Source organism: Pseudobdellovibrionaceae bacterium, from assembly GCA_015163855.1.
GTDB lineage: Bacteria > Bdellovibrionota > Bdellovibrionia > Bdellovibrionales > UBA1609 > JAAOIH01.
Genome location: JAAOIK010000012.1, coordinates 1 through 18,736, shown reverse-complemented (window position 1 = coordinate 18,736; position 18,736 = coordinate 1). Strand labels below are relative to the sequence as shown.

Sequence of the window (18,736 nt, the reverse complement as noted above, 5' to 3'; positions counted from 1 at the left end):
GGGCTACAATTTGTTAGAACGACCTTGCAAGATAAAAAATTAATAGATGATCTTATTTATTTTGAAGAACAAAAAAACAAAACTAAACAAAACATCCTTCGCAATATATTTAAAAAAGTGGCCTGACTGTAGCTTTTTTAATTAATAGCTTTTTTAGCCAATAGCTTTTTCATCATCATCATCAGATAAAAACACCGAAACATCAGCGCTATCTTCTAGGCCCAAATTAGTACCCATTTGCGTGGCATCCATTTGCGTGGCATCCATTTGCGTGGCGTCCATTTGCGTGGCGTCCATTTGTGTGGCGTCCATTTGCGTGGCGTCCATTTGTGTGGCGTCCATTTGTGTGGCATCCACTTGAGTGGCGCCCATGGCTTTTTTAGAACCACCTAAAAACATAGCTGTATTGCTATCTAATTGCTCGATATCTTCATTATTACCGTTGTCTATGGGTTGTTCCTTACGCTTGCGCATAAATAAAAAAGCAAGAATAAGTATACATAACCCCATCAAACCATACAAAGTTACGTCGTCGTCTAATAAACTTAAAATTTGATCAACAAAGCTTTTTTCGGCAACAACAACTGGTGTTACTGCTGCAACCTTAGCTATAGGCTGCACTACTTTTTCAGACACTTCTATCTTTGGCACTGCTTGTTCAGGAATTTTATTTTCCAATTCAGCCTGCGACTGATCTGCCTCTTGGGTTTTTACTTCTACTTTTTCCTGACCGATCTCTTGAATTTTGGCTTCTACTTTTTCCTGACCTACCTCTTGGGTTTCGGCTTGGGTTTCGGCTTCGGCTTCGGTTTCGGTTTTGGTTTCGGTTTTGGTTTCGGTTTCGGTTTTGGCTTCGGCAACCTTAGCAACAGCATTTTCTTTGGTCGCCAAATTTTTTACAGAATCTGTGTCCACACCTGCTGTAGAGTCCACCACGGGTTCGGCTTGGCTCTCCAAAGAATTTGCTTCTAATGCTAATTTATCTTCTTGTTTTTTTTGTGTTGCCACAGCTAGATCAGCTTCTGCCTGATCTTGTTCAGCCTGTTGCTTAGCTTTATTTTTAGCTACCCCTTGGGAGTCAATAACATCAGCACTAGCCTTTCCCCAATAGCGGATGCTTATTCCTGCAGGTAAAACACCCTTAGACTCAACCGCCGCATTAGTGGCCCACAACTCTTGCCAAGATTTAGAATGCCCTAACAACTGCTTACCCAATGTGCGTAAATTATCCCCTTCCATAGTGGTGTAAGCTTGTGGCTCTAGGTTAGCCTCTTCGTAATAAGTTAATAAGTTAGTGCTATCTTCTGGCCGTGTTGGAGAATTATAATAAATTTTTGTACCCACAGGAAGCTGAGTATATTTTCTTAAGTGTGAATTAATTTTTAATAATTGTGTTTTTTTGTACAAAGAATAAATTTTATTACTAACGCCTTTTAAGGTATCCCCTTTTCTGGCGATGTATACTGCATTTACTAAAATATCATTTTTTATATAAGGAACGGTTTTTATTTTTTTTACCGAAACATAAGTTTTAACGGGAGTGTCTGAAAAAGAATCTTCATTAGAATCTTCATTAGAATCTTCAAAAGTGCTGTCGGCATTAATTTTATCCGTACTAGCTTGGCCTTTTTCTGGTGAAACTTTGCCGTCAAAACCATCAGCATCTACAAACCCATCAGAGTAAGAACCCTCATCCTTTTGGCTTTTACCCACATCAGCATCAGCTTCCTCTTCGGACCCAGACTCTGTTACAGAAGCGCCTTCACCTTCTGCTTCTAAATTCTCTGCAGCTACATCGTCGCTTTCTTCGTCTTGTTTTTCGGCATTAAGATTGTCCGCACTGGGTTCGTCAACATCTAGCTCGTTATCATCTAAATCTAATTCTGCTGCTAATTTATCAGAGTCTTCTTCAGTAGCGCTGGCATTACTGTCCTCGTCCTCGTCCTCGTCCTCGTCTAACTCATCTAAATCGCCAAGATCGTCTTTTTCACTAAAGGCACCTTTAGAGGCTTTGTTGGATAAGCTTTCTATGTCGTTGTCTGAAGCCAAGACTTCTTCATCACCTAACATTGCTACCTCGGCATCTAAAGAACTTATATCTGAAGAAGATTTAGAACCAAACCACGAGCAAGAGCTCATAAATACAATGCACAATAATAAAACAATAAGTTTACGCATAGGCTGATAACTCCATAACTATTAGCTTTTTTACTAACTATATCCTAACAAGAAGTTAACTGAATGCAAAAGACCCCATAAAATACAGACTTAAGAACAGCTAGTATAATACGGCGTTTTAGTGATAAATTTTTAGGATTGTAAAGCTAAGCCATAACGAATGCCCGCTGCCGAAACATAAAAGTGTTTTACTTTTAATTTTTTTAAAAGGCTTAATAAAATAAATAAACCAGGAACAATAACATCGGCACGCTTAGCAGGCATAGCTATCACTTGCTGTCTTTGCAATAAAGTCATTTTAGAAAGTTTGTTAAATATTACTTCTAAATTTTCTACACTAATGGTTTTTCCATGCACCCTAGAATATAAAAAATCTTTTTCTTCTAACAAACAAGCCAAAGTGGTTGGGGTTCCTGCCACAGCCACAACAGAACTGGAATTTAGTAAAGGGAGCCCTTCCAAAGCCTTATCTACAAATTTTTGCAAAGACAAAAAATCTTCTTCTTTTAAAGGATCGTTTTTAACACAAGCTTCTTCAAGCCTAACACTTCCTATATTAAAACTATGCAAAAAATGAGAGCCAATAACCTCGGTCGAACTACCTCCAACATCTATAACCAAAGGGTTGGGCCCTAAATTGGGCAAGTTATATAATGAACCTTTATAAGTTAAGCCAGCCTCTTGTTTTCCCGAAATAACTTTAATGGGAATGTTATATTTTTCTCCCAAACTTACCAATTCTTCAGAATTTTTAGCATCTCTGGCAGCACTCGTGGCAACGGCTACTACTTTGTCGACTTGATAGTGTTGAATTTTTTTTGCGTAATTTTGAAAACAAGCTTCTACTCTTTTTAAAGTTTCTGGTTGCAGCAATCCCGTGGATTGCACTTTTTCGGCAAGCCGAACCACTTGTGTTTCGTCATAAAGCACTTGGGTAATACCGTCCTCTGTTACCTCGGCAATAAATAATAAAAAAGTATTAGACCCTAAGTCTAAGCTAGCTATTTTCATAAGTTTTTATTTATCTAAATATTGTTTTAATAATTTATTTAACAAAGCGGGGTTAATTTTTCCTTCGGAGGCTTTCATAGTTGTACCAACAAAAAAACCAAACAACTTAGTTTGTCCAGATCTATACTCTTGCAACTGTTTATCAAAGTTTTTTAAGCTGTCTTCAATAAAATGTAAAATGGCTTTTTCGTCAGTAATTTGTTTTAAAGATTTTTCTTCTACAATAGCTTCTGGGTCTTTGCCAGTTTTCATCATATCGGCAAATACTAGCTTTGCAATTTTTCCAGAAATTACTTCTTGGTCTATTAAAGAAATTAATTGAGCTAACTGTGAGCTAGAAAAATTTAAATTCTTTAATTCTTTTTTTTCTTCATTCATATACTTTAAAACATCACCCACCATCCAATTGTAAGAGGACTTAAAATTTTTACTTTGTGTGGCTACCTTTTCGAAAAAATTAGCAAAGTTTTGATTTTGTGCAATGGCAAAGGCATCTTCTGGTTTTAATTGATAGTCTTTAATAAATCGCTGCATTTTTGGTATAGGCAACTCTGGTAAATCTTTTTTCCAAGATTGAATGTCTGTTTCTTCTAAACAGACGGACAATAAATCAGGGTCTGGAAAGTACCTATAATCATGAGCATCTTCTTTAGCTCTCATGCTAACGGTGACATTATTTTTAACATCATATAGCCTTGTTTCTTGCACAGTTTTTTCTCCTGATTCTAAAACTTTAGCTTGGCGTTTAATTTCATAATCCAAAGCCTTTTCAATAAACTTAAAAGAGTTAATGTTTTTAATTTCTACTTTTGTACCCCAAGGTTCTCCCGGCTTACATAAACTAATATTACAATCACAGCGCATAGACCCTTCTTGTAAATTACCATCACAAACTTGGGTATATAGTAATAACTGCCTCATTTGCCTAGAATACTCTGCTGCCTCTTTAGGACTAGTTAAAACGGCCTCAGAAACAATTTCTAAAAGAGGAACTCCCGAGCGATTAAAGTCTACTAAAGTAGCCCCCTCTTTATGTAAAGATTTTCCTGCATCTTCTTCTAAATGAGCTCTTTCAATAGCTATTTTTTTAAACTCACCATTAAAAAAAATTTCTAAATAGCCTTTTTCGCAAACGGGGTCTTGGTGTTGAGAAATTTGATAAGCTTTTGGCAAATCAGGATAAAAATAATTTTTTCTAGAAAAACTAAAATTTTTTCGAATATCGCAGTTAAGCGCTAAACCCATTTTTACACCCAATTCTACCGCTTTTTTATTTATTGTAGGCAGGGCACCTGGCAAACCTAAACTTGTGGGGCTTGTGTTTTTATTCACCTCTTGACCAAACTCTGTGGAGTCTGAAGAAAACATTTTTGTTTTACTAGATAATTGGGCATGAATTTCTAAGCCAATAACTACTTGCCAATCTTGTACTGCCAATTTTTACTCCTCATTAATTACAACCATAAAACATAGCCTTTGCGGATTATAATACTAACTGCAAAAACTATTTTTCTTTTTATAGGTTTGCAAATTTTCTTCAATATTTAAAGCCACATCTAAAATTGTTTGCTCTTGAAAATGCGAACTCAGCAACTGTAACCCAATGGGTAAACCTTTATCAGAAAACCCCGCAGGCACACTTAAAGCTGGCAAGCCTGCTAAATTAGCACCAACAGTTAACCAATCGTGGTCATAATTTTTACTTAAATTATCTTTATTAGCACCAACTTTTAACGCCACCCCTCCCGAAACTGGTGACAAAATACAATCCACTGATTGAAGAATCTTTTTAAATTCTTGAGCAATTAAATAGCGCAACTGACAAGCTTTTTTATAATAAGCATCATAGTAGCCGCTAGATAAAACATAAGTTCCCAATAAAATACGCCGCTTTACCTCTTCTCCAAAAGCCTCGGCTCTTGAAGTGGCGTAAAAGTCCATTAAATTTTCTGCTGGTTTTTTGCTAAAGTCGGCACTGTACCCGTATCTTACTCCATCGTAACGAGCCAAGTTACTAGAGGCTTCGCTGGAAGCAATAATATGATACACACAAGCAACGCTAGATAAATAGGAAAAAGACACGGGAACAATCTTGCAACCTTGTTCTTTTAATATTTCTTTAACTGCATTAAACTTTTCAACAATGTTTTTGTCCACGCCGTTTTCTGGCAATAGTAATCCAATTTTTTTTTCTTTAATATTAGAGGTAATGTTTTTACTAAAATGAGGAACCTCGCAATTGGCACTAGTTGCATCTTTTGGATCATAAGAGCTAGAAACTTGTAAAGCCAAAGCCACATCTTTAACTTGCTTACCCATAATTCCAGGCTGATCTAAACTAGAGGCAAAAGATATTACTCCGTAACGACTTAGCCTGCCATAAGTGGGCTTTAACCCCACCACTCCACAAAAATGAGCCGGCTCCCTTACAGAACCTCCTGTATCTGTCCCCAATGCCAAGGGTGCAAAACCACCAGCCACACTAGCTGCCGAACCACCACTAGAGCCCCCTGCTACATAGTCGGTGTTCCATGGGTTTAAACAATTTCCAAAATAAGAATATTCATTAGTCCCACCCATAGCAAACTCATCTTGGTTAGCTTTTCCTAAAAGTAAAGCTCCCGCGTTTTGTAAATTTTTAACCACTGTGGAAGAATAAGGCGGAATAAAGTTTTCTAACATCTTAGATGCTGCTGTGGTTTTTAAACCTTTTGTGCAAAACATATCTTTAACCACAATGGGTATGCCGTCTAACTCTCCCTTAAGAGTATTTGTGGCTCTACGCTGATCACTGTCTTTTGCTTCGTCTAATAATTTAGGGTTAAAAGAAATAATTGCGTTGATTTTTTTATTGTGTTTTTTCGCATGACTTAACAAAGACTGCGACAGCTCCACAGCAGTCACTTCTTTTTTTTCTAAAGCGTTTTTTAATTCGTATACTGATTTATTTATCCAGGGCATTTTACTTTCCCCCTAAAACAGGTGGAACTTTAAAATAGTTTCCTTCTTTTTGCGGAGCTTGTTCTAAAATAGAATTAACCACTGTGCTATTTTCCACAGTGTCTTCTCGTAATTGCTTAGGGATATGATCATGTGTATATATGGGAGTATCTTCTTTACTATTTACAGAAACAATTTGTTGCACATATTTTAAAATCTCAGAAAAAGCATTTTCGTAGTAGGCTTCTTCTTTTTTAGAGAGTTTAATGCAGGCTTTTTTTTGAATATCTTTGACTGTGCTCATGAAGCTTATTTACTTGGGATTTAGAAGGAAATCAAGGGGGAAATTTACTTGAGCTTAGGAAGGAAATTAAGAGGGAAATTTACTTGGGCTTAGGAAGGAAATCAAGAGGGAAAAGGCTATATTTTTTCAAAAAAATTGCTAATTGCTGTACAATTTAAGGTGACAAAAATACAATAAAGCACTATACAAGAGGATATGGCTAAGCCAAAAATACCCTCCGCAAAAGTTAATCAGTTTATACAACTTCTACAAGATAAGGATAAACTAAACCAAAAGCAAATTGCCAATATAAACAGTCTTTTAACCGACCTTTCCTACCAGTACTATAACCACGATACAGAAATAGTGCCCGACCTTCAGTACGACCAACTAGTCTCTTTATTTGAAAAAACATTAAAGAAAAATAAAAAAATTGCTGTAGACCAACCTGTGGGCGCGCCCGTTTTAAAAAACTTTTCTAAAAGTAAGCATAAAAACCCCATGCTTTCTTTAAAAAATAGTTACTCTTTAAACGAAACCATGGAGTTTCATAATAAAATTTATACCGATTTAAATAAAGAAGACGAAGAAATACAAAATAATTTTTCTTATATTATTGAACAAAAGTTAGATGGAATTGCATTATCTATTGTTTATAAAAATGGCGTTTTATCAGAAGCCATTACCCGCGGCGACGGAATAACCGGAGAAAATGTTTTAGACAACATAAAAATGGCAAAGAACCTGCCTTTAAACTTAAGTGGTCTAAAGGGAAAGAACCTTCCTTTAAAGGGGTCTGTTCCTCTTTATTTAGAGTTGCGTGGCGAGGTCGTTGTTAGCAAAAAAAATTTTTTAGCATTAAATACTCTGCAAAAAGAAAAGGCAGAAAAAATGTTTTCCACTCCTAGACACTTGGCCTCTAGTGCGGTTAGGCAAAAAAATATACAAATTACTAAAGAAAGGCGAGTAGAATTTTTTGCTCACTCTATAGGTAAAATAAAATTTGATTCTAAAAACCAGCCATCTAAAAATATTTTAACCTCGCAATCAGATTTTTTTAAACTAATGGATTGTTTTAAAATTCCTTATATAAAAAAACAATACTTAGTAAAGGCTAACGCATTAAAAACACAGCTTCCAAAAATATACAAAGAAATAGAAAAGCAGCGATCCAAACTTTTATATGACATTGATGGACTGGTGATAAAATTAAATGAAACTGTTTTTAGAAATATTTTAGGGCAAACCTCCCATCATCCCAAATGGGCCATTGCTTTAAAATTAAAACCCGTTCAAGCCGAAACAAAAGTAATCGATATTATTATTCAGGTGGGGCGAACCGGTGCTTTAACACCAGTGGCTGTTATGCAGCCTGTAGATGTGGGAGGGGTAATTGTTCAACACGCTACCCTACACAATCAAGAAGAAATTCATAGAAAAGACATTCGTATTGGCGATTTTGTTTTCATTGAAAGGGCTGGTGATGTTATCCCTAAAATTAGTGAAGTTAATTTGCAAAAACGAAAGAAAGGTTTAAAAAAGTTTCAAATGCCTGGTAAGTGTCCAAGCTGCAATAGTAAAATAGAAACACCAAAAGAAGATAAAGTTTTAGGTAAAGCTTTAGACAAAGTTCAAAGGTGTAAAAATATTTATTGCAATGATATTATACAAGAAAAGTTTGCTCATTTTGTTTCTAAAAAAGCTATGAATATTGATAAACTTGGGGCTCAATGGATTGAGGTTTTAATAAAAAAAGATTTAATTAAATATTTTTCTGATATTTTTTTATTAAAAAAAGAGCAGCTATTAAGCTTGCCAAGAATGGCAGAAAAATCTTCTCAAAATATTTTAGATAGTATAAAAAACAGTAGAACAGTTGATTTAGATAAATTAATTTACTCTTTAGGAATAAGATTTATAGGTCAGCAAACTGCTTTAACTTTGGCTAAATATTGTAAAAATTTTAACGGATTTATGGATTTAAGTAAGATGAGTGCCTCCAAAATAAAAAAAGAACTTATCGAGCTAGAAGATATTGGCGAAACGGTGGCAGATTTTTTATCTCAATATTTAAAAGATTCTAATAATTTAACAGAGCTTAAAAAAATAAAAAAATTAAATTTAAATATTATTAATCCTGTAGCGGTTACAAATACTAATAATAAATTATATAACAAAACTATTGTTATAACAGGTAGCCTTCCAATAGAAAGATCGGAACTAAAAAGAAGGTTTGAAAATATTGGCGCAAAAGTTAGTAGCAGTATTAGTAAGAATACTGATTTTTTAATTGCTGGCGAAAAATCTGGAAGTAAATTAAAAAAAGCTAAAGATTTAGGGGTCGAGGTTCTGTCTTGGGGTCAGTTGCAGAAATTAAAACTTTAAGAGGCAGACCCCCTGTTTTAAAGGAGGGCCTATCCCCCTTCTTATTCAAAATTTGGCAAATATTCTTTTAGGGCGTGGTAAACTTTTAGCTTTATGGCTTCTACTTTGGATAATTCTTCGGTAGAAAAAACTATGGGGTGCTCTCCAATTGGTTTAGCCAATAAGTTAGAGTGAAAAAGGTCTGCGGGGCATACGCCTTGTTGGTGCAAGGCTTTTATTTCAAAGCGCAGTTTTAGTTGGCTTAAAGCCTCGGCACTTGCGCCTGCATTAGTGTTGGTACCTGCGCTGGCACTTGCGCTTGCATCTGCACTTGCGTCTGCGCATGGAGCGCCCTTCTCTTTACTCAATTTTTTTAAAACTTGTAATGTGTTTCCTAGTAAATTAAATAACTCTTCATTGTCATCTAAAGATTCGTGAGTTAGTCGACTTACAAAAGATAAAAAGTATAAGGCTAAATTTAAACACTCATAGTTTGTTCTTAAATTATAAAAATCTTCTATAACTTGTGCTTCTTTTAATAAATGTAAGTCTCCCGACCTAGCCTCTGTGTAAGAAACCTTTAAATAATGCAAAGGCTCTAAAACACCTGCAGAAAATCGTTTAAAACTTTTTGCTGCCGAGCGAGCTATAAAATTTAGCCTTTCTCCCTCGCTGCTTAAAGTGTGTAAAATTAAATTGGCTTCTGCGTATTTAATTTTTTTTAAAATAATAACTTTTTTTTGTAACATAAATTAAATGCAAACTTTTAAACAACACAAATTAACCATCAATTATTTTATCACTATATTTTTTAACCTTAATGAGTTTACAATAACCGACACAGAGCTAAGGCTCATGGCTACGGCGGCAATCATTGGAGACAATAAAATTCCAAAAACTGGAAATAAAACTCCTGCGGCAATAGGCACCCCTAAAATGTTGTAAAAAAATGCAAAAAATAAATTTTGCTTAATGTTTTTTATAACCTGAAAACTTAAATACTTTGCTTTAACAATGCCTTGTAAATCGCCCTTTACCAAAGTTAGCTTGGCACTTTCCATAGCCACATCTGCCCCCGTCCCCATAGCTATACCCACATCGGCCTGTGCTAAAGCGGGAGCATCATTAATTCCGTCTCCTGCCATTGCAACAAGTTTTCCCTGACTTTGTAATTTTTTAATTGCATTTAATTTATCCTCGGGTAAACAATCTGCTTGAAAATGACTAAGTTGTAATTTTTTAGCAACCGCCTGGGCAGTGTTAAAATTATCTCCTGTCATCATAATTATATTTAAGCCCTTGCTGGTTAACTGTTTAATGGCTTTTATGCTAGTGAGTTTTATAGCGTCCGTAATAACCACATAACCTACAACTTTGTTATCAATAGAAATATACGAAACGGTTTTTCCTAACCTTTGTTCTAACAAAACTTTGCTAATTAGGTTTTCAGAAACTACCGCTCCTTTCCTTTGCATTAATTTTTGATTACCTAAGCTTACTGATTTATTAGCCACTGTACCTGTTACACCTTCCCCCGTAATGGATTGAAAATTAAAAGCTTCTAAAAAAATCACTTTTCTTTCTTTGGCATATTTTACTATTGCCGTGGCTAAGGGATGCTCGCTATATTGGTTTAAAGAAGCAACCCATTGTATTAACTCTTTTTCTGAAGCCATCTTTAAAGGTGAAACAACCCCTAAAGGCAAAGCTGCCTCTAAAGAAACCATTTTTTCCACCGAAGGTTTACCCTCTGTAATGGTTCCCGTTTTGTCGGTAATTAAAACATCCACTTTTTCCATAAGCTCTAACACTTCGGCATTTTTAATTAACACGCCCAACTGTGCCGCCTTACCCACCCCAACCATTACTGACATGGGAGTGGCCAAGCCCAAAGCACAAGGGCAAGCAATAATTAAAACAGAAATCGCATTAACAAAAGCATAAGTAAAAACAGGCTCTGGCCCAAAAATAAACCACGCAAAAAAAGTCACTAATGAAACCAACATCACCGAAGGAACAAAGTATTTAGCAACCTTGTCTGCTAGCTTTTGTATGGGCGCACGCGAACGACTGGCTTCGTTAACCATTTTAATAATTTGAGAAAGCAAAGTTTCTGAACCCACTTTTTCGGCTAACATTAAAAAAGTTTGTGTGCCATTAATTGTTCCCGCCCTAACTTTATCGCCCTCCACCTTATCCACAGGAATGGGCTCGCCAGAAATCATTGACTCATCAATACTGCTTTGCCCTTTAGTTATTTTTCCATCCACAGGAATTTTTTCGCCCGGCTTAATCCTTACAAAATCACCCACTTGTAAACTGTCTACCGATACTATTTTATCTTTACCATCAATCACAGCAATGGCCTTAGAGGGCGCAAGGTTTAAAAGCATTTTTAATGCGCTACCTGTTTGGCTATGCGCTTTGGCCTCTAACATTTGTCCTAATAATACTAAAGTTAAAATCACCACTGTGGCTTCAAAATAAAGATGAACACTTCCTGCAGAGGTTTTAAATTCTTCGGGAAAAAGTTGAGGAAAAAACAAAGCCACCACACTAAATAAAAAAGCCACACCCGTGCCAATGCCTACCAAGGTAAACATATTTAAATTCCAAGTGATAATAGACTTATAGGCTCTAACAAAAAACATCCAACACGCGTAAAACACTACTGGTAAACTTAAAAAAAATTGCACCCAATTCCAACTGTCTTGACTAAGTATGCTGGCAAGAGGTTTTCCTGGTATTAAATCTGCCATAGCAATAATAAAAACTGGTACCGAAAAGCTTGCAGCAATTTTTAACTTTGTAACTAAGGTTTTATAAATTTTTTGCTCGCCACTTTCGACCTGCCCCTGGGCAAGGTTGGGCTGCTCTACTAAATCCATACCACAAACAGGGCAATCCTTGGGGGCGGTGTAAGTTTTTTTTCCTTCACAATGCATGGGACAGTAAAAAATACCATTACCATTTATCACGGGAGGAGTTGGCTTCGAGCCACAACATGGCTTTGGTTTTGGCTTAGGCTTTGAGCCACAACATGGTTTTGGCTTTAGCTTAGGCTTTGAGCCACAACATGGTTTTGGTTTTGGCTTCGAGTCACAGCAATGCGGTTTTGATTTATCCATTATCAATCTATATCACTCTTGCAAAAAAGGAGCAATAAAGAAACAACTACAGTTAACTAAAACTTAAATAGTAAAACAGCAAGCTAATGATAATAATATCTAATAAAATAGTTAAAAAAGGCAAGGCTGATACGGTGGCATTTAAACCCAATTTTTCAAAAACTAAAGGAACAAAAGAACCTAAAGACAAGGATAAAAATACTTGAAAAACTATACCTAAAACTAATATTTCATAAACTGGCTTAATGGGAAAAAAGTAACTCACTACAAATAATAATAAAAATAATAAAATAGAAAAAAATAAACCTAAGCATAATTCTTTTGCAAAATGTTTTAGCCAAATATTTTTTTTCTCAAAAATGCCCACGCGAATTCCCGAAAGAGTCATGGTTGCCGATTGTGTGCTTAGCACCGAGCCTAAAGATAAAATTAAAGGTAAGGATGCGGTAATTAATAACCAAAAATCAATAAAGGCATCTTTTCTATACTCGGCGGTAAATAAATGAACTATAGAAAAGCATAAAAGCCCTCCTAAAAAGGTTAATAAAACCCAAGGTAACCTAGCTTTAAAATGTTCTAATAACGAAGATTCCATACCCCCGCCGGCTTGCCCACGGTGTAACAGTTCTTCTTCTGCTTCTTCACGAATAACATCTAAAACATCATCTACAGTAATAACTCCTACCAAAGATCCTGACGGGTCCACCACCGGAACAGATAGAAAATCGTATTTTTCCACCACCCTAGCCACTTGCTCTTGGTTGGTTTCCACAGAAACAGAAATAACATCTAGCTTCATTAAATCTTTTAAAATGTCTTTTTTCTTTGCCAATAATAATTGCTTTAAATTTAAAACTCCTATTAATTTATCTTCGTCGGCTACTACATAAATATAAAAAGTAATTAAGCTTTCTGATTCTTCGCTTTGAATAAAATCAATAGCCTGCTGTACAGTAAAATTTTGGTCAAAGGCCAAAAAGTCAGAGTTCATTAACCCACCAGCAGAATCTTCTGGGTAAGAAATTAAATTAACCACTTCTGTGGAATCACTTTTTTCCATAGAGGTTAAAATTTCTTTTACCGACTCCTCGGGCAAAGTGGCTAAAAGGTCGGCCACATCATCGGAGTCCATTCCTGTAACTACATTTAAAACTTCTTTTTTTGACAAGGCTTCTAAAATTTCTTTTTGCATAGTTTCACTTAAGTAACTAAGCACAGAAGACTTGTCTTTTCCCGAAGATAGTAAATTAAATAATGCAATTCTTTCTTCTGAACTAAAATGAGATAAAATTTCTGCAATATCTGCATAATGAGTTTTGGCAAATATTTTTTGAATATTTTCTAAAGCCTTACGGTGGTACAGCTTTTGAATAGAGTTAACTAATAAACTAATAGAAGCTTCCAATTAAATCCCCCAGTTGTGCCGTTCGTGATCATCTAGCGAACTTTCTACTCCGCCCTTTAATTGCGAGCGATGGGCAAGGTAACGAATATCATAAGTAAATTGAGAGCCATTAGTATCGGGAGTTTGCCACTCTGGCCCCATGCGAATAGCGTCTACAGGGCAAGCCTCTTCGCAAAAACCACAATAAACACAGCGCAAAATATCAATTTCATAACTGATGGGGTACTTTTCCACCGAGCTGTCTTGGTGTTCGTCGGCAGTAATACGAATGCATTGTGCTGGACAGTTAGTGGCACACAACATACACGCTGTGCAACGCAAAGACCCATCTTTTTTTACCGTTAAAATATGATTTCCCTTAAACCTTGGGCCATAGGAGTATTTTTCTTCTGGATAGTTTAAAGTGATCATCTTTTTTTTATTAAAAAGATTTTTAATCATTTTAATAAAAGTAAATTTCATTCCAGAAAAAATACTTAGCAAAAAATATGACTTTATATTGTGATTAACTTTCATGATTTCTTCCTGTTATTTTTCTAAACCGTATTTTATATTATTTTTTATATTATTTTTTTTGAAAATTAAATTGATTGTCTTTTACTTTCTGTGTTTTTAAAAACACGGGTTCTAGTTGCACTTTTTCTCCCCTTAATACTTTAGCTATTTCACTAAAGTTTAAAATTCCAGAAATAACTTTTGGCAAAATAGCTACTTTTTGTTCTAAACCTTTGTAATTAATATAAGTGCCTCCCCTCTCTACTAAACTAGGTAAAGGAATTTGTGTAACATTAGAAAGAGCATCTAAAGCCTCTAACTTCACAGAAGAAAAATAAAAAACCTGGCCTGCTTTTTTAAACATTGCTATTTTTTCATCAAGTGTCGAGAAAAATTTGTTATACTCGGGGCCTAAAACAATTAATACATCTAAATGACTAGCTGTGTTTTTTAACTCCAAACTATCTACAAGATTTAAAGATAAATCTTTTGTTACAGACAACAAACCTTTTGTGTTTGGGTTTTTGTCTCCTCTAATTAATAAATCATCAAAGTCGTTTTCAGAATTTTTTTGATCAAACCAATGGTACACTTTTTCAATAGAGGTTTTTTCTTTTATGGAAGAGAAAAACGCTTGGTAGTCTTCTACAGAATATTGTCCTGTAACTAAAACACCCACTTTGGTTTTGTCGGTTATGTTTTCTAATGTCGTTTTTAAACCCTGCACAGCCTCTTCCGAAGAGGAAGCGTTAATGGATTGGGAGGGGCAAACTTGTACTAATCGCTTTTTTGGATTTAAATGTTGGTACAAGTCTCGACCTTCATCACACATCCAATACGAATTATTATTTTCATTGGGCTTAGGCATAACACGAAAAAAACCCTCGTCATTATAATCTAAATAAATACTGCAACCCGTGGAGCAACCGGTACAAATAGCTTCTGCTCTTTTTAAGTACCAAACCCGTTGTTTAAAACGAAAATCTTTAGAAGTTAAAGCACCCACAGGGCAAATATCCACCGTGTTTAATGCGTAATCGTTATTTAACTCTTTACCATTAAAAGTTCCCACCTCACTGCGGTCACCTCGATTAAAAATACCTAGCTCGTGGGTTTTACTAACTTCGTCGGTAAAACGCACACAACGAGAACACAAAATACACCTTTCGGTATCTAAAACAATTTTTTCACCCAAAGAAACTACTTTATTTTTTTTCACTTTGTTTTGATTCATTTCTGGTTCGTACTGACCAAACTTCATATATTGTTCTTGCAAACCACATTCGCCGGCTTGATCACATATTGGACAATCCAAAGGATGATTTAACAAATGAAAGTCTAAACCCCACTGAACATCTTCTTTAATTTTTTCGGACTGGTTAGTAATTTTCATTCCCTCGGCTACCATAGTGTTGCAAGCAATTTGCGTTCTAGGGTTGCCTTCAATTTCGACCATACATAAACGACAACACCCGGCTACACTTAAACCAGGGTGATAACAATAATGAGCAATATCTTCGCCCGCCGCCTTAAAAGCTTTTATAATGCTGGTGTTTTTAGAAACAGTAACCGACTTTCCATTAACTACACAGCTTACTAAATTTTCTTTTTTATCTGACATCACTACCCTCTTTTATAACTTTGCCCATTTTTAGACTGAAATTGTAAAGCTACATTGGCTGTAGCTGCAGAAATAAATTCTTCTTTAAATTTAGAAACAAAACTTAACACAGGAAAAGCGGCAGCATCAGACAACGCACAAATAGTTTTTCCTTTCATGTGGTTAGCTACTTTTTCTAATAACTTTACATCATTTAAACTAGCAGATCCTTCTAAAATAGAATTAGATAATTTAGATAACCAACCCGTCCCCTCTCTACAAGGAGTGCATTGCCCACAAGACTCATGATGATAAAAATGCATTAACACCTGTAACAATTCTACCATGGAGTTAGAATCATCAATAACAATAATAGCCCCCGAACCCAACATAGACCCTTTGTCTGCTAAATCTTCGTAATCCATATTTACCGACATAGCCTCTTCTTCATTTAACACCGGAGCCGAAGAGCCTCCTGGAATTACGGCTTTTAATTTTCGGCCCTGTTTTAAACCGCCACATAAATTAAAAATAACATCCTTTAAAGGAGTTCCTAAAGGAATTTCATAATTGCCTGGCTTAACCACATTTCCACTAACAGAAAATAATTTGGTTCCTGGAGATTTTTCTGTTCCATATTTTCTGTAACCCTCAACTCCGTCACGAATAATTATAGTTACGGCAGCTAAAGTTTCCACATTGTTTACAATAGTAGGATGAGCCAAATACCCTTCAATAGCTGGAAAAGGTGGCTTTAATTTAGGTTGTCCTTTTTTTCCCTCTAAAGAAGAAATTAAACCCGTTTCTTCTCCGCAAATATAAGCTCCAGCACCAGAGTAAATATCCATGTGGTGAGAAAAGCCACTGCCTAAAATGTTATCCCCTAATAAATTAGCAGCATAAGCTTCTTTAATCGCTTTTTCTACAATCCTTTTGGATTCAAAGTACTCTCCGCGAATATAAATATAAGATTTAGGAGAATTAATAGCAAAGGCGGAAATAATCATTCCTTCAATTAGCTGGTGAGGAGCGCGGTCCATCATTGCGCGATCTTTAAAAGTTCCAGGTTCCCCTTCGTCAGCGTTGCAAATTAAATAGCGCTTTTTACCATTGTTTGGCAAAAAGCCCCATTTTACTCCTGCAGGAAAACCCGCCCCACCTCTACCTCTTAAACCCGCTTGCTTTACCATTTCTGTAATAGCCTCGGGTTTTAAAGTTAATGCTTTTTTTAATTGCTGGTAACCCTCGTATTTTTTATAACCTTCTAAACTTTGATACTCTGGCTTATCGTAATGTTGGGTTAAAATTTTTACTTCCATAAATAACTCGTTTTTAATTTTGCTTTTTACTAGCCACTAAATCGTTTACCAATTGTATCGCTTTTTCTTTAGTTAAGTTTTCATAATATTTTTCATTAACCTGCATCATAGGCGCTGTTCCACAAGAACCCAAACATTCCACCTTAGAAATAGCCAAGCCCTCTTTACTAACTTGCTGTGGCTTTATATTAAACTTATCACTTAAAACTTGAAACAAATCTAAACCTCCGTTCATGTGACAAGAAATGTTGCAACACACTTGTATATGAAAGTTTCCCACTGATTGTTTGTTAAACATAGTATAAAAGTGAAAAACTTCATTAATGTCTTTGGAGGGAATGTTCATAAATTGGCTTAAAGATTCAATGCAGTCATTATTAATCCACCCCTGATTATCTTTTTGTAATTCAAACAAACAAGGGATAATTGCAGAGCGTTTTGTTTCGTAGCGAGAAACTTCTTTAGTAATAAATGCTTTAGTTTTTTCTGATATTGTAAACATAGTTTTTACCTTCTAAAAAATAATTATCTGTCTAGCTCTCCTGCAATAACATTCATGCTTCCTAAAATAGCAATAACATCGGCCACCTGAACTCCTATAATTTGTTCGGGAAAGGATTGGTAAATAGAAAAGCAAGGCGGTCTAACTTTTAAACGATAAGGACAAGCCGAACCATCACTAATTAAGTAAAAACCTAGCTCGCCATTAGCCGCTTCTAAGGCGTCGTAAACTTCTAAAGGTTTATTTTTAATTCCTTTTATCACTAACATAAAATGATTCATTAAAGATTCAATATTTCCATAAACATCTTTTTTTTCTGGCAACACTATGCTTTTATCGCGAATGGTGTAATCTCCCGAAGGCATATTTTTACACATTTGCGTAATAATTTTTAAGGACTCTCGCATTTCGGCCACTCTTACTAAGTACCTGTCATACAAATCTCCAGAGGTTCCTGTGGGAATGTCAAAATCTAAAGTTTCGTAACCATAATAAGGAGTAGCTTTTCTAAGATCTAGGTTCATGCCTGTGGCTCTTAACAAAGGCCCTGTATAACCCCAAGCCACCGCTTCTTCTGTGGTAATGTTACCCACATCACGCGTTCGATTAATCCAAATTTTATTGCCCGTTAGTAACTGGTCAATTTCATCCACTCCTTTGGACATATCTTTACAAAATTCTAAAACCTCTTTAAACCAATTATCAGGAGCGTCTTGGGCCATTCCTCCCACGCGAGTTAAAGAAACGGTTAACCTTGCTCCACATAATTTTTCAAACAAAGAGTAAACCTTTTCTCGATAAGTAAATAGATGAAAAAATCCCGTTAAAGCACCTAAGTCGACCGCGTTTGCTGCCACACAAACAATGTGATCGATAATGCGAGACAATTCCATTAAAACAATACGCATGGCTTGCGCTCGCAAAGGAATATTTACTCCCAATAGTTTTTCTACTGTTTTGCAATACGCCACATTATTAATGGGAGCAGAACAATAGTTTAACCGATCGGTGTAAGGAATAACTTGATTATAAGGATGTGTTTCTGCCATTTTTTCAAAACAGCGATGAAGGTAACCAATTTCTACATTAGCTCTGTTTACTTTTTCTCCGTCCAATTCGCACATCACTCGTAAAGTTCCATGGGTGGCGGGGTGAGAAGGGCCAATGTTTAAAGGTATCATCGAGCTATTGGGGTCTAAGTCCACTTTATCATCGGCAAAGTGAATGGGTAAAGATTCTGTACAAGGTTGATTATAATCTGCAGGGTAACTTTTTCTTAAAGGATGCCCTTGAAATTGATGGTGAGTTAATAGGCGATGTAAATACGGATGGCCGGTAAAAACAATACCAAACATATCGTAAATTTCTCTTTCAAACCAATTGGCCACTTTCCAAACCGAGGTAATACTAGGCACTTCTTCGGAGTCGTTTACCCCTAACTTCACTCGTAGTCGAGACATATCTAAAGAGGAGAATAATTCATACACCACTCCAAATTTTTGAGTAATGTG

14 protein-coding genes are annotated in these 18,736 nt (G+C 35.7%); 1 reads left to right on the top strand and 13 read right to left on the bottom strand.

Going from position 1 to position 18,736, the window contains the following annotated elements; translation table 11 throughout:
• Positions 1 to 153: 153 nt before the first annotated feature.
• The 5 genes from HAW63_01985 to gatC form a co-directional block, all read right to left on the bottom strand.
• On the bottom strand, positions 154 to 2,178 hold the full coding sequence (locus HAW63_01985; protein MBE8162741.1) for a LysM peptidoglycan-binding domain-containing protein: 2,025 nt from the start codon (positions 2,176 to 2,178) through the stop codon (positions 154 to 156).
• Positions 2,179 to 2,310: 132 nt separating this feature from the next.
• On the bottom strand, positions 2,311 to 3,189 hold the full coding sequence (locus tag HAW63_01980) for a hypothetical protein (protein ID MBE8162740.1): 879 nt from the start codon (positions 3,187 to 3,189) through the stop codon (positions 2,311 to 2,313).
• Positions 3,190 to 3,195: 6 nt separating this feature from the next.
• Positions 3,196 to 4,626 carry an Asp-tRNA(Asn)/Glu-tRNA(Gln) amidotransferase subunit GatB gene (gatB, locus tag HAW63_01975; GenBank protein ID MBE8162739.1) on the bottom strand — a complete coding sequence of 477 codons (1,431 nt, stop codon included), beginning with the start codon at positions 4,624 to 4,626 and terminating at the stop codon, positions 3,196 to 3,198.
• Between the two features lie 54 nt (positions 4,627 to 4,680).
• Positions 4,681 to 6,150: an Asp-tRNA(Asn)/Glu-tRNA(Gln) amidotransferase subunit GatA gene (gatA, locus tag HAW63_01970; protein ID MBE8162738.1), complete on the bottom strand. Its 1,470-nt coding sequence runs from the start codon at positions 6,148 to 6,150 to the stop codon at positions 4,681 to 4,683.
• Between the two features lies 1 nt (position 6,151).
• Positions 6,152 to 6,433 (bottom strand): Asp-tRNA(Asn)/Glu-tRNA(Gln) amidotransferase subunit GatC, encoded by a 282-nt coding sequence (gene gatC / locus HAW63_01965; protein MBE8162737.1) that lies wholly within the window; start codon positions 6,431 to 6,433, stop codon positions 6,152 to 6,154.
• Between the two features lie 195 nt (positions 6,434 to 6,628).
• Here gatC and ligA point away from each other — a divergent pair, with 195 nt between their 5' ends.
• Complete coding sequence (gene ligA / locus HAW63_01960) at positions 6,629 to 8,797, top strand: NAD-dependent DNA ligase LigA (GenBank protein ID MBE8162736.1); 2,169 nt, start codon at positions 6,629 to 6,631, stop codon at positions 8,795 to 8,797.
• A 41-nt stretch (positions 8,798 to 8,838) separates the two neighbouring features.
• Here ligA and recO read toward each other — a convergent pair whose 3' ends face one another.
• The 8 genes from recO to nuoD all read right to left on the bottom strand — a co-directional run.
• On the bottom strand, positions 8,839 to 9,525 hold the full coding sequence (recO, locus tag HAW63_01955; protein ID MBE8162735.1) for a DNA repair protein RecO: 687 nt from the start codon (positions 9,523 to 9,525) through the stop codon (positions 8,839 to 8,841).
• Positions 9,526 to 9,567: 42 nt separating this feature from the next.
• Positions 9,568 to 11,721 (bottom strand): copper-translocating P-type ATPase, encoded by a 2,154-nt coding sequence (locus HAW63_01950; GenBank protein MBE8162734.1) that lies wholly within the window; start codon positions 11,719 to 11,721, stop codon positions 9,568 to 9,570.
• Between the two features lie 235 nt (positions 11,722 to 11,956).
• A complete protein-coding gene (gene mgtE, locus HAW63_01945; protein ID MBE8162733.1) occupies positions 11,957 to 13,309 on the bottom strand; it encodes a magnesium transporter in 1,353 nt (450 codons plus the stop codon).
• Positions 13,310 to 13,825: an NADH-quinone oxidoreductase subunit I gene (locus tag HAW63_01940; GenBank protein ID MBE8162732.1), complete on the bottom strand. Its 516-nt coding sequence runs from the start codon at positions 13,823 to 13,825 to the stop codon at positions 13,310 to 13,312.
• 49 nt (positions 13,826 to 13,874) lie between these two features.
• Positions 13,875 to 15,425 carry a 2Fe-2S iron-sulfur cluster binding domain-containing protein gene (locus tag HAW63_01935; GenBank protein MBE8162731.1) on the bottom strand — a complete coding sequence of 517 codons (1,551 nt, stop codon included), beginning with the start codon at positions 15,423 to 15,425 and terminating at the stop codon, positions 13,875 to 13,877.
• A gap of 2 nt (positions 15,426 to 15,427) precedes the next feature.
• Entirely contained in the window at positions 15,428 to 16,723 is a 1,296-nt protein-coding gene (nuoF, locus tag HAW63_01930) for an NADH-quinone oxidoreductase subunit NuoF (GenBank protein ID MBE8162730.1), read from the bottom strand.
• 13 nt (positions 16,724 to 16,736) lie between these two features.
• Positions 16,737 to 17,225 carry an NAD(P)H-dependent oxidoreductase subunit E gene (locus tag HAW63_01925; GenBank protein ID MBE8162729.1) on the bottom strand — a complete coding sequence of 163 codons (489 nt, stop codon included), beginning with the start codon at positions 17,223 to 17,225 and terminating at the stop codon, positions 16,737 to 16,739.
• Between the two features lie 23 nt (positions 17,226 to 17,248).
• The coding region (gene nuoD / locus HAW63_01920) for an NADH dehydrogenase (quinone) subunit D (protein MBE8162728.1) at positions 17,249 to 18,736 on the bottom strand (1,488 nt) is incomplete at its 5' end.

Coding starts and splice junctions, on each gene's coding strand:
- HAW63_01925 (MBE8162729.1), bottom strand. CDS start 17,225: ATGTTTACAATATCAGAAAAAACTAAAGCATTTATTACTAAAGAAGTT.
- HAW63_01940 (MBE8162732.1), bottom strand. CDS start 13,825: ATGAAAGTTAATCACAATATAAAGTCATATTTTTTGCTAAGTATTTTT.
- HAW63_01935 (MBE8162731.1), bottom strand. CDS start 15,425: ATGTCAGATAAAAAAGAAAATTTAGTAAGCTGTGTAGTTAATGGAAAG.
- gatA (MBE8162738.1), bottom strand. CDS start 6,150: ATGCCCTGGATAAATAAATCAGTATACGAATTAAAAAACGCTTTAGAA.
- HAW63_01950 (MBE8162734.1), bottom strand. CDS start 11,721: ATGCATTGTGAAGGAAAAAAAACTTACACCGCCCCCAAGGATTGCCCT.
- gatC (MBE8162737.1), bottom strand. CDS start 6,433: ATGAGCACAGTCAAAGATATTCAAAAAAAAGCCTGCATTAAACTCTCT.
- nuoF (MBE8162730.1), bottom strand. CDS start 16,723: ATGGAAGTAAAAATTTTAACCCAACATTACGATAAGCCAGAGTATCAA.
- recO (MBE8162735.1), bottom strand. CDS start 9,525: ATGTTACAAAAAAAAGTTATTATTTTAAAAAAAATTAAATACGCAGAA.
- ligA (MBE8162736.1), top strand. CDS start 6,629: ATGGCTAAGCCAAAAATACCCTCCGCAAAAGTTAATCAGTTTATACAA.
- HAW63_01985 (MBE8162741.1), bottom strand. CDS start 2,178: ATGCGTAAACTTATTGTTTTATTATTGTGCATTGTATTTATGAGCTCT.
- HAW63_01980 (MBE8162740.1), bottom strand. CDS start 3,189: ATGAAAATAGCTAGCTTAGACTTAGGGTCTAATACTTTTTTATTATTT.